20 protein-coding genes are annotated in these 20,767 nt (G+C 39.1%); 11 read left to right on the top strand and 9 right to left on the bottom strand.

What is annotated here, in order from left to right; genetic code table 11:
- Positions 1 to 28: 28 nt before the first annotated feature.
- From IEV52_RS13655 to IEV52_RS13640, 4 genes are all read right to left on the bottom strand, one after another.
- Entirely contained in the window at positions 29 to 619 is a 591-nt protein-coding gene (locus IEV52_RS13655; RefSeq protein WP_188403068.1) for a YtxH domain-containing protein, read from the bottom strand.
- A 250-nt stretch (positions 620 to 869) separates the two neighbouring features.
- Positions 870 to 1,058, bottom strand: a complete 189-nt coding sequence (locus tag IEV52_RS13650; RefSeq protein ID WP_066236983.1) for a cold-shock protein — start codon at positions 1,056 to 1,058, stop codon at positions 870 to 872.
- A 67-nt stretch (positions 1,059 to 1,125) separates the two neighbouring features.
- Complete coding sequence (locus IEV52_RS13645; protein ID WP_188403067.1) at positions 1,126 to 2,079, bottom strand: helix-turn-helix transcriptional regulator; 954 nt, start codon at positions 2,077 to 2,079, stop codon at positions 1,126 to 1,128.
- A gap of 207 nt (positions 2,080 to 2,286) precedes the next feature.
- On the bottom strand, positions 2,287 to 2,730 hold the full coding sequence (locus tag IEV52_RS13640; RefSeq protein ID WP_188403066.1) for a MarR family transcriptional regulator: 444 nt from the start codon (positions 2,728 to 2,730) through the stop codon (positions 2,287 to 2,289).
- A gap of 228 nt (positions 2,731 to 2,958) precedes the next feature.
- On the opposite strand from IEV52_RS13640, the gene IEV52_RS13635 reads away from it, so the two are divergent.
- Entirely contained in the window at positions 2,959 to 3,801 is an 843-nt protein-coding gene (locus tag IEV52_RS13635) for a DegV family protein (RefSeq protein ID WP_188403065.1), read from the top strand.
- Positions 3,802 to 3,955: 154 nt separating this feature from the next.
- On the opposite strand, the gene IEV52_RS13630 is transcribed toward IEV52_RS13635, so the two are convergent.
- Entirely contained in the window at positions 3,956 to 4,822 is an 867-nt protein-coding gene (locus tag IEV52_RS13630; protein ID WP_188403064.1) for a sulfite exporter TauE/SafE family protein, read from the bottom strand.
- A 245-nt stretch (positions 4,823 to 5,067) separates the two neighbouring features.
- On the opposite strand from IEV52_RS13630, the gene gnd reads away from it, so the two are divergent.
- The 4 genes from gnd to IEV52_RS13610 all read left to right on the top strand — a co-directional run bounded on the left by gnd (position 5,068) and on the right by IEV52_RS13610 (position 10,269).
- The gene (gnd, locus tag IEV52_RS13625) at positions 5,068 to 5,964 is read left to right on the top strand and encodes a phosphogluconate dehydrogenase (NAD(+)-dependent, decarboxylating) (RefSeq protein ID WP_188403063.1); all 897 of its coding nucleotides are present in this window, start codon (positions 5,068 to 5,070) and stop codon (positions 5,962 to 5,964) included.
- A gap of 111 nt (positions 5,965 to 6,075) precedes the next feature.
- Positions 6,076 to 6,609, top strand: coding sequence for an acyl-CoA thioesterase (locus tag IEV52_RS13620; RefSeq protein ID WP_188403062.1), 534 nt, complete (start codon positions 6,076 to 6,078; stop codon positions 6,607 to 6,609).
- 391 nt (positions 6,610 to 7,000) lie between these two features.
- Positions 7,001 to 7,642: an SOS response-associated peptidase gene (locus IEV52_RS13615; protein ID WP_188403061.1), complete on the top strand. Its 642-nt coding sequence runs from the start codon at positions 7,001 to 7,003 to the stop codon at positions 7,640 to 7,642.
- A 218-nt stretch (positions 7,643 to 7,860) separates the two neighbouring features.
- Positions 7,861 to 10,269: a DUF6359 domain-containing protein gene (locus IEV52_RS13610; RefSeq protein ID WP_188403060.1), complete on the top strand. Its 2,409-nt coding sequence runs from the start codon at positions 7,861 to 7,863 to the stop codon at positions 10,267 to 10,269.
- 56 nt (positions 10,270 to 10,325) lie between these two features.
- Here the strand turns inward: IEV52_RS13610 and IEV52_RS13605 are convergent, their stop codons facing one another.
- Positions 10,326 to 10,532 carry an alpha/beta-type small acid-soluble spore protein gene (locus tag IEV52_RS13605; RefSeq protein WP_066288466.1) on the bottom strand — a complete coding sequence of 69 codons (207 nt, stop codon included), beginning with the start codon at positions 10,530 to 10,532 and terminating at the stop codon, positions 10,326 to 10,328.
- A gap of 300 nt (positions 10,533 to 10,832) precedes the next feature.
- Between IEV52_RS13605 and IEV52_RS13600 the strand changes: the two genes are divergently transcribed.
- The 4 genes from IEV52_RS13600 to IEV52_RS13585 all read left to right on the top strand — a co-directional run bounded on the left by IEV52_RS13600 (position 10,833) and on the right by IEV52_RS13585 (position 15,400).
- Positions 10,833 to 11,816, top strand: a complete 984-nt coding sequence (locus tag IEV52_RS13600) for an EamA family transporter (protein WP_229754288.1) — start codon at positions 10,833 to 10,835, stop codon at positions 11,814 to 11,816.
- 77 nt (positions 11,817 to 11,893) lie between these two features.
- Positions 11,894 to 12,670 carry a Cof-type HAD-IIB family hydrolase gene (locus tag IEV52_RS13595; RefSeq protein WP_188403059.1) on the top strand — a complete coding sequence of 259 codons (777 nt, stop codon included), beginning with the start codon at positions 11,894 to 11,896 and terminating at the stop codon, positions 12,668 to 12,670.
- A gap of 140 nt (positions 12,671 to 12,810) precedes the next feature.
- Positions 12,811 to 14,409, top strand: coding sequence for an N-acetylmuramoyl-L-alanine amidase family protein (locus IEV52_RS13590; RefSeq protein WP_188403058.1), 1,599 nt, complete (start codon positions 12,811 to 12,813; stop codon positions 14,407 to 14,409).
- A gap of 133 nt (positions 14,410 to 14,542) precedes the next feature.
- Positions 14,543 to 15,400: a patatin-like phospholipase family protein gene (locus IEV52_RS13585; protein ID WP_188403057.1), complete on the top strand. Its 858-nt coding sequence runs from the start codon at positions 14,543 to 14,545 to the stop codon at positions 15,398 to 15,400.
- A 159-nt stretch (positions 15,401 to 15,559) separates the two neighbouring features.
- On the opposite strand, the gene IEV52_RS13580 is transcribed toward IEV52_RS13585, so the two are convergent.
- Genes IEV52_RS13580 through IEV52_RS13570 form a run of 3 tightly spaced genes read right to left on the bottom strand, consistent with a single transcriptional unit; the run spans position 15,560 to position 18,109 of the window.
- Positions 15,560 to 16,528: an ABC transporter ATP-binding protein gene (locus tag IEV52_RS13580; RefSeq protein ID WP_188403056.1), complete on the bottom strand. Its 969-nt coding sequence runs from the start codon at positions 16,526 to 16,528 to the stop codon at positions 15,560 to 15,562.
- Positions 16,529 to 16,540: 12 nt separating this feature from the next.
- Positions 16,541 to 17,326 (bottom strand): ABC transporter permease, encoded by a 786-nt coding sequence (locus IEV52_RS13575; protein ID WP_229754287.1) that lies wholly within the window; start codon positions 17,324 to 17,326, stop codon positions 16,541 to 16,543.
- Between the two features lie 3 nt (positions 17,327 to 17,329).
- Complete coding sequence (locus IEV52_RS13570) at positions 17,330 to 18,109, bottom strand: ABC transporter permease (RefSeq protein ID WP_188403054.1); 780 nt, start codon at positions 18,107 to 18,109, stop codon at positions 17,330 to 17,332.
- 230 nt (positions 18,110 to 18,339) lie between these two features.
- Between IEV52_RS13570 and IEV52_RS13565 the strand changes: the two genes are divergently transcribed.
- Complete coding sequence (locus IEV52_RS13565; RefSeq protein ID WP_188403053.1) at positions 18,340 to 18,513, top strand: EAL domain-containing protein; 174 nt, start codon at positions 18,340 to 18,342, stop codon at positions 18,511 to 18,513.
- A gap of 143 nt (positions 18,514 to 18,656) precedes the next feature.
- Positions 18,657 to 20,741 carry a peptidoglycan D,D-transpeptidase FtsI family protein gene (locus tag IEV52_RS13560; protein WP_188403052.1) on the top strand — a complete coding sequence of 695 codons (2,085 nt, stop codon included), beginning with the start codon at positions 18,657 to 18,659 and terminating at the stop codon, positions 20,739 to 20,741.
- Positions 20,742 to 20,767: the final 26 nt, after the last annotated feature.

Here is a 20,767-nt window from a genome sequence, read left to right as displayed (position 1 = left end):
CCGGGACTTATTGTCCCGGCTTTTATTTTTAATACGTATTTTTAGTAACATCACTTTGTTTCTTTTCGTAGGACGTATCTGTTCCGGTTTTTTTCTGAGTATCAGTTGGAGACATCGTCCTCGGTGTCACGACAGCTTTATTTTTGGATGATTCCGAGCCTGATTGATACCCGTCTTTTTTTGCTTCTCTTTTTGCTTCATCAATAGCAGACTTAGTCTCGCTTTTTACTTCACTGGCTGTATTTTTTGCTTCTTGCAATTTTTGACGAGCAGAAAAAGAAAGATTACCTGATTTTTCTTTAATGGATTCTACTTTATCTTTAGCATCCATCTTTCCAAGCTTAGCTTTAAGTTTGGTTTCATCTCTCATCTGCTGCGTGCGTTCTTTTAACTTGATCGAAGAATCACGAAGATCATTTCTAAACTCATTTCCTTTTTTAGGAGCATATAACAGGGCTGCTGCAGCCCCAACAAGTCCGCCGACTACCAGTCCCGTAGTAAATCTTGTTCCAGACCCTTTCTTGCTTACGTTCGTGTTCATTGTGTCATGTGTTTGGAAATCGGAATGTGTAAACACTGGTTCCGCTGTAGTTGTTGTTGTGATTGTTTCGTTAGGCATAGTTATCAAATCCTCCTTTTAGCTTGTATAAAAACCCTACCCGGAACGAGTTGATGATAAACATTACGGCTTGAATTCCTATTATTTCTAGGGCTTGCAAAATATCGGGAAATGATTTGATCGGCTTTACTGATTCTTAAATTCCGTCAAAATCTTATTCAATCCAGACATGCTCTATTCGCGCAATTGGAATTGTTTTAGACATAGAAAAAGCCGGGTAGCTGCACCCGGCGGATTTCTATTTATTTCATTAGCTTTTGAGTTCAGGAAGCATCCTTATTTCCTCATTCATTGCTGATTGACAAATGGGGCATTGCGGTTCTTTTTGCAAAGAATAGTCAGCGCGCATCCAGCATGAGCAACCGTCACTCGTACATGCCCAAACCTTCGTTTCTACGTCTGGAATCGGCTCTGCAGGTTGTTTTGAAAAAAAAGCCATAGATATCCCCCTTTTCTGTTCTATTTATAGTATACGCCTAAAAGAGGAAAAATATGTATCATTTTGATTACATATTTAAAATAGGTTCATATTGGGAAGAAATTTCTTTTGCCCACTGAGCATGTATCGCTTTTAATTCTATTGGTGAATGTATGGTTATATTTGTTTTTAATGGCCATAAATATTCTGCGATCTTATCGATGTATGTTGTTAATACGCTGCCTTTAAGCACGTCTGTGTTATTATCCAGCTTACTGATAAATTGGTGCAGGAAATGGTGGGTTCTGCAATACTGCAGTCCTTCTGGATCAATCTCTGCATCTAAAGTAAGATAGTTTCTCGGTGATATCTGAGAAGGCCAATTATGGATCGTCATTTTAGAAAAGTCTTTAACTTCCATTGGTTCATAATTAATAGCTGCATGCTGAATATCCGAGAGTTTGAAAATATGAAAATCCATTAACGAATAACAATAAGCCGGACCGTACCATTCTCCGTTCTCACTAAAAATTCCAATCAGCTGTATATTGCAGTACCTCTTCTGTTCTTTTATCTGATAAAGTACGGTGACAATTTTTTGTTTTATTGCAGCTTCTAATAAAACTGGAGCTACGGCACATTGCGGAGGAAGTGGAAATTGAACAGATAATCGCTTTTGCATCTGCTCCCAGTTTTCTTTTGCGTCCTCTGGCAAGTAGTGAAAAAGTTTATTCATTACTGATCTGCTCTGCATAAGGAAAGGAAAACCTTCTTCATGATATGATTCCAGGCTATATAGAATAGTGGATGCTTCCATTTCCGTAAAACCGATTGGTGGAAGGATTCGATCGTTCTCAATCCGATATCCTCCATGAGGACCAAATTCGGAAACGATGGGAAGTCCCATTTCTATAAGACTTAACAGGTCACGCTGAATGGTTCTTGTAGATACTTGGAATTCAACTGCTAATTCTTTAAGCGTAAATTGTTTTTTTGAGTTAATGGAAAGCAACAGCCTTTCCAATCGTTTTATCTTTGACATGTTTGACCCCTATTTTTTGTTTTCGAACTTTAGTGCTATTTATTGTTTTTTATATCGTACATATTTGCTGAAATGTTAGGGTTTATCCAAATTAAGTCAAAATTATTATTTAAAATAAAAAACACGTTGATCCTTTTGGATAACGTGTATAGATTAAAATATGAAAGGTAGTAAAACTAAGCTGCAATCATTATTTTTAGCAGGGCGCTAATTCTTTACGATTGATGAAAGGTGTTCAATACAATGAACCAAATCAGTCAATTGTTTTTCAGTCAGCTGAGACATATACTTCAAAAGTACCCCGTTTCTTTTTTCCTGGATTAGGTGAAATGCCTCTAAACCGATTTCATTTAGCTGCACATATACAATTCTTCGATCTAGATCAGACCGGTAACGATCGACTAATCCTCGTTTGACAAGCCTGTCAATGATAACGGTAGTAGCACTAGCACGTACTTTCATAGCATCGGCAATTTCGGAAACCGTCCATTTCTCACGGGTGGAAAGTGTTTTTAAAATTTGAAATTGAGTGGAGGTAATCTCTTCTTCTTCCCAAATCTCAGGTTTTATTACGTCCATAATTTCTACAAACGCTATCTCTATACGCTCTACATCCAACAATACATTTCTACTATCTGCTACCACTTTCACAGTATTGCCTCCTTAGCTTACATTACTCCTATTTTAATATATATTTCCGATAAGTTCCATTAAATAGTAGTATAAAGTATCTAGTTTTCAATGTGTATCTCTGTGCTAGTATTTAAACTATTGAAATATAGGTTTAATTTATAAATAAAAATAATATTCTTTGGATAAAAAGAGGAATTTCCTTTCTATTTATCTAATAGAAAAGTAGATATAAAAGGGGGATGCAAGATGTCAAGGATTGCATGGATAACTGATAGTACAAGCTGTATTTCACTAGAGGAAGCTAGAGAACTTGGTATACATATTATTCCGGTATCCGTCATTATGGAAGATCAAATTTACAAAGATGGTGTGGATATTACGCCAGATGAATTTTATGCCAAATTGGAAACAATTACCGAACTTCCGAAAACCAGTCAGCCCACAGTTGGTGAGTTTTCGGATTTTTACGAAGTTCTGAAACACGATTATGATTGCGCAATCGCAGTCCATGTTTCCGAAAAATTCAGCGGGACAATAAACGGCTCAAGACTGGGAGCTGACATGGCTAATTTTCCGGTGCATATCGTGGATTCTAAAATAACATCCGAAGCCATGAAGCAGCTTCTGCTAAAAGGAAAGAAGCTGGAGGAGGAAGGACTAAAGCCAGAAGAAATTGCCTCATTACTTCGAGATATGGCTGATCATGTGAAAGGCTTTGTGTGTATTGGCAGTCTAGAGCAGCTTAGACGTGGCGGCAGATTATCAGGGGCGGGTTTCCTCGTCGGGAATCTGCTGCAGATCAAACCCATTCTTACTTTCGATGATGGTTCACTTGTACCTTTCGAAAAAATAAGAACCCTTAAAAAAGCTGAATCTCGTGTTCTGGCATTATTTGAGGAGGCAGCACAAAGAAATGCTGCATACAGAGTAAGTGTTATATATAGCGGATCTTCAGAAAAAGCGAAAGACTGGCTTCATCTTTTAAAAGAAAAATATCCGAACATAACGTTTAACCTGGGACAGCTTAGCCCTGCAATTGGTGTACATGTAGGGGCAGGCACTCTGGGTATTCTATGGTTTGAGGAGTAAATACGTATGAACTATTAAAAAAGCTGGTTCGATTCTGTGAGTTTTACACAATCGAACCAGCTTTTATTTTTGAACCGATTTAAGCAGGATGATGATTTAGCTCGCAGGTTGACGCAGTTCCACCCCTCTGCCAATATCATATTCCTAGGCAATACTAATTCCTTTTTCGTATAGCAGTAAAAATCAAAATACACCAAATGAAAAGAAGAGGCAGGAGAAAATGCTGCTCTGTAAAAAGTTCGATTGAGAAGAACTCCTTCAAAATAGTCCGAAGGTTCGTCAGAATGATCAGACCGCCTGCAAGCACACCTAATAATGCAGGTTTCAAATGTTTTACAAGCCATGCGGCAAATGGAGCTGCGATTACTCCGCCAATCATCATAGCTATTACTACTTGCCAATATAAGGTTTCCCACCCTATAAATATAAAAAATCCAATGGATGCTGACAGGGAAACGGCAAATTCACTAAAATTTACTGAGCCAATAGCTCTGCTTGGAGTAAGGTTCTTGCGGGTAAGCAGCAGCGGAGTTGTTATGGGTCCCCAGCCCCCGCCACCAGTAGCATCCATAAATCCAGCGATAAAACCTACTGGTCTATATATTTTTTCTTTGCTGTCAATTCCTTCCTCTTCCGTATTGTTGTGCACATTTATTTTAAATAGTAGGAAGCGGATTAAAACATAAAAGCCAAGACCTAATAAAAAAAGAGAAATAAAAGGTTTAATCAGAATAGAGGGAATATAGCTTAAGAAAGCCGCTCCTAAAAAGGCACCTATTGCGCCAGGAAGAATTAATTTTTTTACGATTTTCATATCAACATTTCCCAGTTTTAAATGGGAGTAGCCAGAAGCAGCAGATGTTACGACTTCAGAAAGATGGACAGAAGCAGAAGCGATAGCTGGTGAGAGGCCCACTACCAGTAAGAGGGTTGTAGAGGTAACGCCATATGCCATCCCTAATGATCCGTCTATAAGCTGTGCTATTAAGCCGATCAAAGCTAATACAATAATTTTTTTCACTGATTGCCCCCCCAATAAAAGATATCTTATAGGTTATGGCTATGTGAATAAAACGTGAACGGCATAGGCAAATGTTTAGTGTTCAATAATTTTATTTGTTTTTATGATAAAAACGGACTGAAATAATTGTTTTTTTGTTCATTTTTCGATAATCTAATAGACAGTGTTGCAAGTAAAGGTTAAGAGCCTTTCATTTGTGGAATAATACAAAATAGGTAAATACATAAAATGGAGTGATTCGTACAATGGAAATCGGTTTGATTGGCCTAGGTAAAATGGGCTTTAATATGGCATTAAACATGAACGATAAAGGTTATACGGTTTTCGCTACTGACGTTAACAAAGACACGGTGAAAGAAATATCTTCTGAAGGTGTAAAAGGGGTTGACTCTATTGAAGAGCTTGCGAACTCCTTTACTGGAAGAAAAGCAGTTATTCTTTTAGTTCCTGCTGGTGAGATTGTTGATCAAGTTATCAATGAGCTTAAACCTCACCTTACAGAAGGAGATATCATCATTGATGCTGGTAACTCCATGTACAAACATACGCTTCGCCGTTATGAAGAACTTAAAGCTTCTGGCATCCATTTTGTTGATGTGGGAACAAGCGGTGGAACAGATGGTGCTCGTTACGGCTTATGTGCAATGATGGGTGGAGACGAGGATGCTGTAAATTATCTTGCGCCTCTTTATGAAAAAATCTGTGTAGAAAAAGGGTTCTTGATTACAGGACGCGCTGGATCTGGACACTTCTTAAAAATGGTTCATAACGGAATCGAGTATGGCATGATGCAAGCGATTGGTGAAGGGTTTGAAATCTTGGATAAAAGTGATTTCGATTATGACTATGAAGCTGTTTCCCGAGTATGGAACAACGGATCAGTTATCCGCAGCTGGCTGATTGAACTAATGGAGAACGCATTCAGCAAACAGCCTAAACTTGAAGATATCCGCGGTGTGATGAACTCTTCAGGAGAAGGAATTTGGACGATTGAAGCTGCATTGGATTATCAAGCATCTGCTCCAGTTATCGCCCTTTCACAATTCATGCGTTTCCGTTCATTAGAAGATGATACGTTCCACGGTAAAGTTGTAGCTGCGCTGCGTAACGAATTCGGTGGACATGCAGTTGTAAAAAAATAATTAGCACTTCTACAAAGACCTCTTTGCTTGAGTTAAGCGGAGGTCTTTCATTATTTTTTTCAATTCTGACATATACTAGATGTGACCTGAAAAGGAATAGGAGTTTTGAATATGGAAAATTTGAGTACGGAAAAAAAGTATGTAAGGGAATCTCGTACCGTTAAATCATCCGTAGTTCTTCCCCCAGATACAAACAATCATGGAACTTTATTTGGCGGAAAACTTATGGCATACATTGATGATGTTGCAGCGATCTCAGCGATCCGCCATGCTAGGAAAAATGTTGTAACTGCCTCAACAGATTCCGTAGATTTTCTGCAGCCTATAAAAGTAGGACATTCAGTTTGCCTGGAATCGTTTGTAACGTGGACAAAAACGACTTCAATGGAAGTATTCGTAAAGGTTATTGCTGAGAACTTATTATCAGGTGAACGTAAAGTATGTGCCGTCTCTTTTTTAACATTTGTAGCGTTAGATGAGGATGGGAAACCTACACCAGTACCAAAAGCCATACCTGAAACAGAAGAGGAAAAGTGGCTGCACGAACATGCTCCTGAACGAGCGATCGCAAGGAAAAAGCGCAGGGAAGAAAGTAAAAAATTAGCAAAAGAATTTGGCGTAAAAAAACCGTGGGATCCGGTTTGAGTATTTAAGATATATTTTTAAAAAATTGCAGGCCTTATGATTCGCATTTTAAAAATAAGATGATATAATAAGAGTAACCTTTTTCCAGCCAGGGATACAGAACCCTGGCATTTATACTGTTATTTGTTAGAGCCTCTAATCGTTTATTCATTATAGATGATTAGAGGCTTTTTGTGTTAAGGGCAGTTCCGCTAATGCGGCCAACGATCCGGATCACATTACAGAGGGTTTAAATGTCGTTCCGTACTTTATTCACATACCATTTCAAGTTGTTTTACCTTCACTATTTATTATTGTATTCTTAAACAAGAGGATGAAGTATAGGCTCCTCATTGTAGTTTTACTTGTAAGGGTTTCCTTATCCCAACTCTTAAAAAGGAGGTTAGGAAATATGTGTGGCAGATATATGCTGTATTACGAAAAAGATGTGATCATTGATGCGTTTAATCTAGTGAATGAATTTGATTATGAAGAACGGTTCAATATTGCTCCTAGCCAAGAGGTTCTTGCCGTTGTAAAAGGGAGTAACGGTAATCGGGCAGGATACATGAAATGGGGACTCGTACCAAAGTGGTCTCCTGACCTGAAAATCGGTAATAAATTAATTAACGCGAGGAGCGAAACGATTGATCAAAAACCGAGCTTTAAAGAATCTTTTTATCAAAAACGATGCCTGATTCCTGCTAGTGGATTTTATGAATGGGTTCAGAGTGACCGTGGAAAGAAACAGCCATACTCATTTAAGCTAGAAGACAAGAAGCCTTTTGCGTTTGCCGGGATCTGGTCGAGATGGACGGGTGAGGTGAACGGCAAAACAGTAGAAAGAATAACGTGCTCTATTTTAACAAAAGCGTCAACACCCAAGATGCAGAGGTATCATCATCGTATGCCTGTCATGTTAAAACCTCAAGAAGGAGAGAAGTGGCTGAATCGTTCTGTTGAGAAAGATGCACTATTGTCCATTCTTGATAGGAATAACCCTGATCTAGATGTTGAACAAGTCTCATTCGACTTAAATTTAAATACTAAATAAAGGCTGACACTTTTAGTTGAACCATCATTAAAAGGAGTCGGCTTTTTTATTGTAAGGAAGATAGTAAAAGAGAACTAGTTGTAATTTTTTTGTAAGTCTTTTTAACTGTTTTAACATAAAACTAACATTTGAATCGGTACTATTGTGTTATATTTTTCATGGATTGACTAAGTTTTACATTTTAAAAAATGGGAAGGTGAATAGAGGTGTTTCTAAGAATGACGAAGAAACTCATAAATTTAGGGATTATTTTAGCGATGGTAATTAGCCTGATCTTACCTTTGCAGCAAAAGGCCTCGGCAGCTGAAGCGATTACGGTAAGCCATGCAATAGCTAACAACAGTGGTACAGCAACTGTTGAAGGATATATTGTAGGGATAGTAAAAGCCACAAATAGTTTTCAACATGAAGGACCTTTTACAACTGACACAAACATTGCAATTGCAGATTCGCCTAATGAAAAAGATAAAACGAAAATACTACCTGTTCAATTACCAATTGGAAAAGTTCGAGAAGGTTTAAACTTAAAATCTAATCCATCGAACCTGGGCAAGAAGATTCAGATTACAGGAAATCTAGAACCTTATTTCTCAATGCCTGGACATAAAAGTGCTACAGCATTCACTTTCGTAGACGGTTCAACACCTGAACCACAAGTTGAAGTGATTACTTCATCAGTTACAGGTGAGATTGTTTCAAAAGGGACAAACGTCACTCTAACCACAGCAACTCCTGATGCAGCGATCTACTTTACACTTGATGGTTCTAATCCTACAAGTGATAGTTCACGTTATTCAACACCAATCACGGTCAACGAAGATGTAACGATTAAAGCAATTGCAATAAAAGAAGGTTTAAAAAACAGCGACGTTGCTACATTTAAATACCAGGTGGCACTTTCGGGACTTCGTATCCACGATATTCAAGGAGCCAGCCATCAATCACCATATGCAAACAAAGCGGTTGAAGGTGTAGAAGGAATTGTTACAAAAGTAGTAGATAGCAGCAACTTCTACATGCAGGATCTAAAGCCTGATATAGATGCTAAAACTTCTGAAGGTATTTTAGTTTATAAAAAAGGACACGGACAAGCTGTAGGAAATGTCATTTCAGTTAACGGTACTGTAAAAGAGTGGGTACTTGAAGGGTACTCTGATAAGTTAAAAACCGATCTTGCTGTAACTGAGATTAATGCAGATTATGGGAGGATAGCATCCATAGCAGAGGGACAAGAACTTCCTGAATCTCTTCTTATTGGAATGTTTGGCCTACAACAGCCAGCACAAGTAATCGATAATGATGACTTTGCAGAATTTGATCCAGATGAAGATGGAATTGATTTTTATGAAAGTATAGAAGGAATGCTGGTAGAGATCAATAACCCGGCTGTTATCGCACCACAAAATTATGGTGAACTTGTAGTGCTGCCAGACAGCGGGAAAGGCAGCAGACTTAATTCAGCTGGTGGATTAAACATAACAGAGTTTGATTACAATCCTGAACGTATCTTTGTTGATATAGATGATACTTCATTTGTTGCCAAATCAGGTGATTATTTTGTAGGGACGATTTCGGGGGTAGTTAGTTACGGATTCGGTAACTACAAAGTATTAGCTGATCGCGAGGAGCTTCCAACCTTAGTTGAAGGAACAACAGAACGTGAAACAAGCCGCTTCCACGAAAAACATAAAGAGCTGACAATTGCTAGCTTTAACGTTGAGAACTTTTCGGCAAACACCTCTGATACATCTGATGAAAAGGTTAGCAGAATTGCAGATTCAATTATTTCTAACTTAAAATCTCCGGATATTGTAGGATTAGTTGAGATGCAAGACGGAAACGGTGCTATTAATAATGGTTATACAGAAGCAACTGAAAGTGCTGTGCGCTTAATTGAGGAGATTAAAGCGCAAGGCGGACCAGAATATGTTTACACAGATGTTGCCCCAGAAAACAATCAAGATGGCGGACAGCCTGGTGGAAATATTCGTGTTGGATTCATCTATAATCCAGAACGTGTAACATTGGCAGAAGGTTCAAAAGGATCGGCTACACAAGCGGTAGGATACAACGATGGCAAATTAACGCTTAACCCGGGACGGATTGATCCAACAAACCCAGCGTTTGAGGACAGCCGTAAACCGTTAGCGGCTCAGTTCATGTTCAAAGGTGAAAGTGTAATTGTTGTAGCGAACCACTTTAATTCTAAAGGTGGAGATCAGCCGCTTTTTGGAAAGAATCAGCCTCCGTTTTTAGGAAGTGAAGCTCAGCGTTTAGAAATCGCTGGAGTCGTGAACGATTTTGTGCAGGATGTTAAGAAAGAAGACAAAAATGCAAAAGTTGTTCTGCTTGGCGATTTTAACGATTTTGAGTTTACTCCAGCATTAGAAACTTTAAAAGGTGAAGAGTTAACAAACATGATTGAAGAAGTGCCTTTGGATGAGCGCTTTACGTATTCTTACCAAGGAAATGCTCAAGTATTAGATCATATTCTTGTAACAAATAACATGGCGAAAAAGACGAAGGTCGATATTGTTCACATTAACTCACAGTTCATGGAAGAACACGGACGAGCTAGTGACCATGACCCAGTCCTGATTCAAGTAAAATTAGATAAAGTGAAGTAAAATATTAAAAAGTCATCCATCGTTGAGGGATGACTTTTTTCTTTTATGTGTTGCGATTAACGACGGTATCCGCCACCTAATTGCTGCTCAGCCATTTGAACAAGACGCTTAGTGATTTCACCACCAACAGATCCATTCGCACGGGATGTTGTGTCTGGTCCAAGTTGAACACCAAACTCAGAAGCGATTTCATACTTCATTTGATCCAAAGCTGCTTGTGCTCCAGCTACTACTAATTCGTTAGAGTTGTTGTTACGTGCCATATGTATCACCTCCTTGTAATACTAGTTTGTATATCTTTTATAAATTTATGCATGTACTGGAAAATATTTTTATAGGTGATGTATTTAGTAGGTATACGCATATTTTTGGTGATAACGACACCAAAACCATTCTTTTTCGTATGATAAATCATCCCCCTATTTTTATTTCAAGAAAAGCATTGAACTGGTCTCCGGTTCAGTGCTTTTCTGATTGTTTTTAGCTTTAATAAAAATTTGTTAATTTCCGTATAAAGGTATGTGATTTGCAGCTTTTCATTTTATAATAGAGAAGGAATTTTGTTGAAAAGCGAGAATATGCATGCAAAAGAGAGAGCAGGTGGTGGAATGGGAAATCAAATAAATAAAGATTTTTCCCGATGGAAAGGTATAGGGCTGGCATTGGCAGGAGCTTCGCTTTGGGGATTCTCCGGAAATGCTGCAGAATGGATCTTCTCACATTCGGCAGTCACAGCAACGTGGCTTGTTTCGGTCCGTATGATTATGGCAGGTGTACTTCTTTTATTTCTTGTTTCCTTTCATCATAATATTTTTGGAGTTTGGAAGGACAAAAGAGACAGAATGGATTTACTCGTCTTTTCGTTGACGGGGATGCTCGGAGCACAACTGACTTTCTTTTTGAGCATTGAAGCAGGGAACGCTCCAACGGCAACACTCCTACAGTTTCTTGGACCAGTATTTATTACCATTTACTTTGCGATAAAATTTTTAAAGTGGCCAAAACGTAAAGAATGGATTGCTGTATTATTGGCATTATCAGGTACCTTTTTACTTTTAACGAATGGACAGCTGGACAAGATTACCGTTTCTAAAGAGGCGATCTTTTGGGGTGTTTTATCAGGAGTTTCTGTTGCCGTCTATACCGTATATCCCGTGCGCTTATTGAAGCGTTATGCATCTGCTACTATCGTTGGATGGGCGATGCTGCTGGGGGGGTTGGCTGTTTCAATCTGGACGCAGCCTTGGCAGGCGGGTTTTATAGATTGGTCACTCTCATTATTTTGGATGCTTGCCTTTGTGGTAATTTTTGGTACCCTTTTACCATTCTATCTGTATTTAGATAGTTTGAAATATATTACATCGACTGAAACGAGTTTACTTGGTAGTGCAGAACCGCTTGTTGCTACCATTGTTTCTGTCGTCTGGTTAGGAACGGCTTTTGGGAGCTTTCAAACAGCAGGCGGAATGCTAATCATCCTCACGGTCTTCTTATTATCTATGCCAGAAAAAGGAATTCTGAAAGTGAATCAGACTGTAAATAAATAAGGCCGCATTATTTGACATTTGGAACGAATCGTAACAGTATTGGTAGGGTGAGAGCTTACAACAGGAGACGATGCTAAATGAATGACAAAATAGTATTTTTTGATATAGACGGAACCCTCGTAAATGATGAAAAGAAAATTCCTGACAGTACTAAAGAAAGCATTCTTCAGTTAAACAAGAATGGTGTTCATGTTGCCATTGCAACTGGACGCGGACCATTCATGTTTGAACCAATTCGTGAGGAATTAGCTGTGGACTCTTTTGTGAGTTTTAATGGTTCGTACGTTGTTTTTAAAGATGAAGTGATCCATAAAACACCATTATCCAAAGAATCCATTTTAAAGATTGAAGAAGAGGCTGAAAAAGCAGGTCATCCTCTCGTTTATCTTGATCATGAAAGAGCAACTTGCAATGCAGATAACCATGAGATCATTAAGAATTGTACGTTTAATCTAATGCCTAGCTATCCAGTTTATCACCCTGGTTTTTATAAAGAAAACGAAGTCTATCAAGTTCTATTGTTCTGTCAGGAGCAGCATGAACACGTTTATAAGGACGGCTATAAAGGAACGTTTGATTTTATAAGATGGCACGAGAATGCATTAGATATCTTGCCTACAGGAGGTTCAAAGGCAAAAGGAATCGAAGCCTTTATCAAGCAGATGAACATGAAGCCTGAAAATGTATATGCTTTTGGAGATGCACTAAACGATATTGAGATGTTAAATGCTGCTGGTACGGGAATTGCAATGGGGAACGGTTTGAAAGAAGCGAAAGAAGCTGCGGATTTTGTAACGAAGTCCGTAGATGACGATGGGATCTATCATGGTTTAAAACATTTTGGATTGATATAAATAAAATAACAGAATGCCCTGGCCAGGACGGCAGGGTATTTCTTTTTGTCTTTTTATAAGGTTTTTATTCATGAATGCTTGAGGAATGACGATATAAGATTTACAGCAAGTACAGGACGTTCAAAGAGGAGTTGAATCGTGTGAAAGTAAATCAGATGCTGACTAGTTTATTTCTTATGGCCATCCTCATCCTAACAAGCATTCAAGCAATGCCTGCATCAGCAGAACTAAAAACCGCTTCCGTCAATGCAACCAGCTTAAACGTGCGGTCAGAACCTACTATTAAGGCTAAACAGATCGGGTCTTTAAAAAGAGGATCAACCGTTACAGTTTATAAAACAGAAGAGGGATGGGCAAATATCTCCTTTAATGGCGGAAAAGCATGGGTCAGTGCCGAGTTTTTAAAAATGACGAGCGGAACTTCCAAAGCAGAACAGGCTAAAGGAACTAGCAAAACGAAAACAGCAAAAGTAACAGCTACTTCTTTAAATGTTAGAAGTGGTGCAGGAACACAAAACAAGGTAGTAGGTTCTCTTAAAAATGGAACCTTGGTCACCGTGCAAAGAGAAGAAGGAAAGTGGTCTAACATTACATATGGGTCTTTAAAAGGGTGGGTAAGCAGTGCTTATCTGTTGACTCAATCCGGAACTGCGCCAGTTGCACAAAAACCATCAACTTCTAAACCGGACAATAAAGCAAAATGGGGTAAGGTAACAGCAACTTACTTAAATTTCCGTTCATCCGGCAACTTAAACGCACCGATTATTGGCTCTCTTAAGTTTGGTACATCTGTCCAGATCTTATCAGAATCAAATGGCTGGTTATCCATTCAAACATCTGACGGTAAAAAGGGTTGGGCTTCGAGTCAGTATGTTTCTGTTCAAAGCGGTGAAAATCCAGTTGCATCAAAACCAAAACCAGAAACAAAGCCCCCAGCTGCACCACCATCTTCCGTACTAAAAAAGGTAGTAGTGATGGCAGATGGAGTAAATATCAGGCAAGGTCCTTCAACTGCATATCTCATAGTAGGTAAGGCAAATCAAGGAGATGAGTATGCATATATCCAGTCTAAAAATGATTGGGTACAGCTGAAGCTGCCAAACGGAAACACCGCTTGGATTGCGGGCTGGCTAGTTGCTGTGCAGCAAACCACCTCTTCACCTGGTCAAGGACCTGCACCTAAACCATCGATAGGTGGGCTAAAAGGTAAGCGGATTGTGATCGATCCGGGTCATGGAGGCCATGATCCAGGAGCATTAGGAAAATCTACAGGAACGAGAGAAGCTGATCTTACTTTGATGAGTGCAAGGCTCTTGGCAACCGAACTGAGTAAGGCAGGTGCCGTTGTTATCCTGACGCGGAGTGACAGCAGCTATGTTTCATTAAGCAAACGTGTAGAGATCAGTCATTATCATTTTGCAGATGCGTTTGTCAGCCTTCATTACAATTCGGCAACGGATAAATCGGCAACAGGGCTGTTAACTTTCTATTATGGACAAAAAGATATCAAACTGGCAGATTCTGTTCACGCTGGATTGCTCCAGGCAAATACGGGACTCAAAGGCGGAAGTGTCAGGTATGGTAACTTTCATGTACTTCGTGAGAATAAGCAGCCTTCCGTACTTGTAGAACTAGGGTTTTTATCAAATCCAATGGACGAAATAACGATAAAAAGCAATTCTTTTCAATCAAGAGCCGCTTCAGGAATTACAAACGGACTAGTTAATTATTTTAAATAAAAAAACAAAAACCGTCTTTGATTTAAGAAGATGGTTTTTTATTTTAGAACGATCCACTGGATTTTTCTTATCTGTTTTTCATATAATTAAAATCATAAATAATAAAGTTAGTTAACAATAGGTGGTGCCAAATTTGGAAAACTCTGGACTTATTCTTGAAGGTGGCGGAATGCGCGGGGTCTATACTGCAGGAGTACTGGATGTGTTCATGGAGAACGACCTTTATTTTCCATATGTCATTGGTGCATCTGCAGGAGCATGTAATGCAGTATCTTACTTATCGAGGCAGCACGGAAGAAACCGTACGGTGAATCTTGAATACAGCTCACATCCTGAATATATTTCCTATAAAAATTGGCTGTTTAAGAAAAAAGGATTATTTGGGATGGATTTCATCTTTGATGAGTTGCCAAATCGGCTTGTTCCATTTGATTATCAGGCGTTTAATCAGTCAGAAGAACGTTTTGTCGTCGTAGTTACCGACTGCCGTACAGGAAAACCCGTCTATCTAAGCAGAGAAGACTATGAAGAGGTGGATATATCAAAAGTTTTACGTGCATCTTCTTCTATACCCTTTATTGCTCCAGTGGTTGAGATTGCAGGAGGGCATATGATGGACGGGGGCATTTCCGATCCGATACCGGTTCGTCAAGCTTTGAATGATGGTGTAAAAAAGGGCGTAGTCGTTCTAACGCAAAATCAGGGCTATCGAAAGAAGAAGCCTAGAATGACATGGGTTACAAGGCGATTTTATCCAGAATATACAGGCCTCGATGAAAGCTTAAGAGGACGTTACCTAAGATATAACGAGACCTTGGATTATATTGAAGAAGAAGAGAAGAAAGGCAATCTATTTGTTTTACGGCCGATGGAGAAAATGCAAGTGAAACGAGTAGAGCGAGATCCGAAACGACTTGGCGTATTGTATGAACAAGGCCGGATAGATGCGATGAATCAGATGGAGAACTTGCAAAAATGGCTTTCAAACTAGATTAGACAGATTATTTCTTCAACTGGACAAATTAGTGATCCAAGTGGACAGATTGTTGCTCGAATCGGACAGATTATCATAAAAAGTAATCAAATAAAGTAGGAAAGCTGGCTCTACAGGGCAAAAAAGACCTGATGAGCCAGCTTTCTCTCTTTATTACTAGTAAATCTTTTGAATAACTTCCTCGATATCCGGTTCTTTCATCTGAATATCTAACGGTTCACCCCATTGTGTTACATTCTGCAGCAAAGATGGTGATGAAAGAACAGAACGATCATAAAGAATGACGAGTTTTTCATCTTCCCACTTCATCTTTTCAATTCCGGTTAGTTTGACTTCAGAAACATCTGGTTTCTCCCGGTATTGAATTTCCATCAAGCTTGGCAAACCAATATTTTTCCTTAACTCTTCCAATGTTCCATCTAGAACAATCTGACCGTGGTTGATCACGATTACACGGCTGCATAGCTGTTCAATGTCATCCATATCGTGAGTCGTTAATAGAATCGTTTTCTTTTCATTGGTATTCAATTCTTTTAGAAAAGCCCGAATACTCGTTTTTGCATTCACATCCAACCCGATCGTTGGTTCATCCAAAAATAAGATATCCGGATCGTGTATCATGGCAGCTGCTAGATCGCCGCGCATTCTTTGACCTAAGGAGAGTTTTCGTACAGGTGTATCCATAAATTTTCCGATCTGAAGCATATCATCATACAATTTTAAAAACCGTTGGTATTTCGCATCAGGTACTTTGTACATTTCTTTTAGAATATCAAATGAATCTCTTAACGGAAGGTCCCACCATAGCTGGGTGCGCTGTCCGAAAACGATCCCAATCTTCTTTGCTACTTCTTTTCTTCTCTTTTGGGGGCTAATGCCGCCGACTTCAATTCTTCCGTTAGTTGGATGAAGAATGCCAGACAGCATCTTGATCGTGGTTGATTTACCTGCACCGTTCGGCCCTATATACCCAACAAATTCACCTTTTTCAATCGTAAAAGAAATGTCATTTACTGCTTTTACAATATGATGTTTAGTTGATAGAAGAGACGCGAATGAGCCGATGAATCCTTTCTTGGTTTCATAGATCTTAAAATGTTTGTTCAATTGATCTGCAACAATCATAGATAACCCTCCTTAGCTTCCTGTACTGTGATAATGCCGGATGCCAAATTGCCAGAAACGTAATGCTAAAAATAAGAAAATGGTTGCAACAGCTGGAGGCAATGCAAGATTCCAGAGACTGCCGCCTTTATCCAATAAAAATAGAATAGGAGTATAGTTCATAAAACCGACTGGAATAACAGTAAAAAAGATCAACTTCAACCAGCTTGGATAAATGTTCATGGGGTAGTTGGCTGCGTTAAAAGGAGCATACAGCGTAAATGTTTGAAAATCTTTGATCCGCTGTGTCCAAAAAGCAATCGTAGCAGTTAATAGTCCTAAAGAAAAGCAAATGGCTACTCCTGAAATAATTGAGATGGGTAAATAAAGCACTAATAAAAACAGTTCAAAATTCTTCAAATTCAGACCGAAAATAGAAATGGCAAGGATAAGGATGCCCTGAATAGTTCCGCCAATTCGTGACAGATCCAAGTTCTTAGTTAAGAGCAAGGACAGTGGAGAAACAGGTCTAATCAAAAGACTGTCAAAGTCTCCTTCAACCATGTATCGTTCAAAGTTATGTATCTCAACGCCAAAAACTCTGTACAGAGTAATGGCAACAGAAGAGATTCCATACAGCAAACCCACTTCATAAAGATTCCATCCTTTAACATCGTTAAAACGCTGCAAAATGGCAGCAAGCAAAACAAAATCCACGGCCATGATGAGACCGTAAGAAATGGAGGATACTAGAAAGTTCATTTTGTATTGCATGCGAGAGCGAAGGCTGCCAGAGATTAATTTCAGGTAAAGGCTCATCATTTATCCTCCTTGTATCTCTAGTTTGTGGCGTGCTTTTTCTGTAAGCCACATATTGATAAGAGTTAACCCTACAGCCCAAAAGAGCTGAATAAAGATAACCTCGTTTGACGCTTTTTCTAAAAAGACCATCACAGGATAATAAATGGCGCCAGCAAATGGTAAATAGGGTGTTAACGCTGATAGAGGCGAAGGGAGCAAGTCGATCGGGACGAGCTGGCCGCCAAGGCCGACTAACAAGGTAAAGTTAACAAAGTGTGCCCAAGCAATCTCGGTGGTCCAGCAAGCGCTTATTCCTACCAGATAGTGAAGATTTACTGATATGATCACTGCTAAAAATATTGATATACATATGTAAATATAAGTTGCTGGATGTTGAGGTAAATAAAAGCCAACTGTCAATGCAAAAACGAGTCCGATTGGGACCGAGCGAAAGAAGAAATTGTACAGAAGCCGGCCAGCTTCCTGTGAGGTAACATATAGAAAAAAATTAGTGGGTCTAACGAGTTCTAATGAGATGGCTCCGTTTCGAACTCCATTTTGAATATTGAGTCCTGCTGTTAGAAATCCAGATACCCAAAGGATACATTGAACGGCCGAGATGTAATAGGTCATGTCCAGTGCACTATAGGGACTTTCATTTTCTTTTCCTTGCAATACACCTACCCAGATGGCAATAAAGACAAAGCCGAAGATAGCGCTTGCCGCATTATTGATAAGATGGGCAACTTTATACTGCATATTTCGCATAAAGCTCTTTTGTAAAAGAATCCAATAAACCATAAGTCCCCCTTTATGTAGTTGTCATATAAAAAGCGCAGAATTATAAAATAGCAAATTTTGAAAAGGTTTGCAATTCTTTTTTTGGAGGTTTTCAAATGTCATGTTCGCAATGTCGCCCGTCAGCTGATTTTCCGTTTAAGGTTTTTTGAACATTCGTTCCGATTACCCAGTCCTTATGCAAAGTTTGCAGCAACTGGCTGCCGATAATGGTTTGGAAGTAATCCACTGAAATGATAAAACAAATTGTTGATGTTGCAAAAAGCATAAAGGCAATCGTTCTAGCAGAGGGGATCGAAAGACAAGAAGAAGCTGAGGCCGCACTAAAATACGGGGTAGAGCTTGCACAAGGCTATTATTTTGGAAGACCTGTTCCCACAAAAAGTCTAACACTAGCTGCAGAATAATTTAATTAAACCTTATCAAAAAAAGATAAGGTTTTTTTTAGTGAATATCTTGGAATTGTGGTCAACTTCTAGTAATCTATAGGTAGATGCTTTTGTAATATAATTGTAAAATTAACGGAAAATTTTCCAAAAGGAGCGGTATGATGGTAACGAAAGCGGATCCGGAAAAAAAGAGGAAAAAATCACAAGTACCCTTTCGTTTAAATGTCTTGTTTTTAGTCGTGTTTTTTCTGTTCTCCATCCTTATCTTAAGGTTAGGTGTTCTCCAGATTGTGAACGGAGAGGAAAAACGGCTGGAGTCTGAAGCAGTAGAGGAAGTCATTGCAAGAAAAGAAGCACCGCGCGGAAAGCTATTAGACAGCAATTTTCGTGAAGTTGTAGGGAACAAGCCCTTCTTTTCTTTAACATATACAAAAACAGTGGATACTAAAGCAGAAGACACGATACGGATTGCAAAATGGCTCGCTGAACGGCTAGGTGTAACAGAAGAGCAAAAGAAAAAAATCACCGAACGTGATAAGAAGGACTACTTTATTGCTAAAATAGGCGTTGCAGAACTTCTTGAAGAGCGCTTGAGCAAAAAAGAAAAGAAATTAAGTGATAAAGAACAATATAAAGCGCTGGTTAACAAAATTACGGAAGAAGAGATCAATAGCCTTAGTGAAAAAGATATAAACGTTCTAGCTTATAAAAGGGCGATGGATACTGGTTATGCTTATTCAGCGCAACGCATAAAGACCAATTTAAGCAATGAGGAAGTTTCCGTAATATCTGAAAACCTTGGAGATCTTCCTGGAGTTGATATTATGGCTGACTCTGAACGAATCTATCCATACGGTGAATCTACGATCTTTGGGAAGGTAAAGCAAATTCCAAAAACCAGAACAGAATATTTCTTGAGTATGGGTTATGACAGAAGTGACCAAGTGGGAATAAGTGGTCTTGAAGTTCAATATGAGCAAGTATTAAGAGGTACGAAGGAAAAGTCGGTTTACCTTACAAATCCGAAAACTGGAGAGACGATTGGTGAGCCTAAAACGATACCAGGTCAACGTGGTAAAGACATTGTTTTGACACTCGATATGGAACTTCAATTCCGATTAGAAAAGATTTTAGAAGAGGAAATTTTGAGAGCAAAACCACTCGGTGGAAATGACCTGCTTAAATCAGCCTATATCGTAATGATGAATCCCAAAACAGGTGAAGTAAAAGGGATCGCAGGAAAAACATACGAAGACGGTGAATTCCACAATGATGCCTATGGCGCTCTCTTTAACGCGTATGAGATGGGATCAACAGTAAAAGGTGCAACTGTACTTACAGGTTTACAACAGAAAGTAATAGGTATGGGTACAGTAATTTATGACGCACCGTTTACAAAGAACGGAATGAATAAATCCTCATGGAAGAACATGGGCTCTATCAATGACCTAGATGCACTTCGAATGTCATCCAACGTTTACATGTTTAACATTATGGACCGCATGATCGGGCCTGAGCATTGGACGGAAACGTATGCAGAAGCACGTTATTCGTTCAGTCAATTTGGATTGGGAGTCAAAACAGGGATCGATTTTCCGAATGAAGCGGTAGGTTATGAAGGAAAGCCGCCGGAAGGTGAGTCAGGTACACTCTATGACTTAGGGATCGGGCAGTTTGATACGTATACAACGATTCAATTGGTGCAATACGTATCTACTATTGCCAATGGTGGATACAGAGTGAAGCCTCAATTAGTAAGAGAAGTTCGTGAACCTGCTACATCTGAAGAAACACATGGTAAGTTACTTAAACGATTTGAACCAGAAATTTTAAACAAGCTTGATGTTGAAGACGAATATATAAAAAGAGTTCAGCAAGGATTCTGGCAAGTTATGCATGCTCCTGGAGGTACAGCTAAAAGTTATTTCGATGATCCAGAAAAGTATCACAACCCAGCAGGAAAGACCGGTACTGCTCAGCGTATCATTAAGCATCCTCGTACAGGGCAGTTGGTTGAAAAGCATAACCTGACACTCGTCGGATATGCTCCATTCGAAAATCCTGAGATTGCATTTGCTGTTGTTGTTCCTGAGGGTACACCGCAAAACGGAAACCAAAAAATCAACAAATACATCGGACAGCGTGCGCTGGAAGCATATTGGGATCTTAAGAAAAAATACGGCGAAAATGCACAAACGGTAAATGGCAACTTGGAAAAAGAACAAGAAGAGGACTCAGCACAATAGTGCTGAGTCTTTTTATATAAAAAAAG

Origin of the sequence: Fictibacillus barbaricus (assembly GCF_014635025.1) — a bacterium.
In the GTDB taxonomy this organism is placed as follows: Bacteria; Bacillota; Bacilli; order Bacillales; family Fictibacillaceae; genus Fictibacillus; species Fictibacillus barbaricus.
This window is presented reverse-complemented; position numbering and strand designations above follow the sequence as displayed.

Coding starts and splice junctions, on each gene's coding strand:
- IEV52_RS13655 (WP_188403068.1), bottom strand. CDS start 619: ATGCCTAACGAAACAATCACAACAACAACTACAGCGGAACCAGTGTTT.
- IEV52_RS13650 (WP_066236983.1), bottom strand. CDS start 1,058: ATGGCTTTTTTTTCAAAACAACCTGCAGAGCCGATTCCAGACGTAGAA.
- IEV52_RS13645 (WP_188403067.1), bottom strand. CDS start 2,079: ATGTCAAAGATAAAACGATTGGAAAGGCTGTTGCTTTCCATTAACTCA.
- IEV52_RS13635 (WP_188403065.1), top strand. CDS start 2,959: ATGTCAAGGATTGCATGGATAACTGATAGTACAAGCTGTATTTCACTA.
- gnd (WP_188403063.1), top strand. CDS start 5,068: ATGGAAATCGGTTTGATTGGCCTAGGTAAAATGGGCTTTAATATGGCA.
- IEV52_RS13620 (WP_188403062.1), top strand. CDS start 6,076: ATGGAAAATTTGAGTACGGAAAAAAAGTATGTAAGGGAATCTCGTACC.
- IEV52_RS13615 (WP_188403061.1), top strand. CDS start 7,001: ATGTGTGGCAGATATATGCTGTATTACGAAAAAGATGTGATCATTGAT.
- IEV52_RS13610 (WP_188403060.1), top strand. CDS start 7,861: ATGACGAAGAAACTCATAAATTTAGGGATTATTTTAGCGATGGTAATT.
- IEV52_RS13605 (WP_066288466.1), bottom strand. CDS start 10,532: ATGGCACGTAACAACAACTCTAACGAATTAGTAGTAGCTGGAGCACAA.
- IEV52_RS13595 (WP_188403059.1), top strand. CDS start 11,894: ATGAATGACAAAATAGTATTTTTTGATATAGACGGAACCCTCGTAAAT.
- IEV52_RS13580 (WP_188403056.1), bottom strand. CDS start 16,528: ATGATTGTTGCAGATCAATTGAACAAACATTTTAAGATCTATGAAACC.
- IEV52_RS13575 (WP_229754287.1), bottom strand. CDS start 17,326: ATGAGCCTTTACCTGAAATTAATCTCTGGCAGCCTTCGCTCTCGCATG.
- IEV52_RS13570 (WP_188403054.1), bottom strand. CDS start 18,109: ATGGTTTATTGGATTCTTTTACAAAAGAGCTTTATGCGAAATATGCAG.
- IEV52_RS13565 (WP_188403053.1), top strand. CDS start 18,340: ATGATAAAACAAATTGTTGATGTTGCAAAAAGCATAAAGGCAATCGTT.
- IEV52_RS13560 (WP_188403052.1), top strand. CDS start 18,657: ATGGTAACGAAAGCGGATCCGGAAAAAAAGAGGAAAAAATCACAAGTA.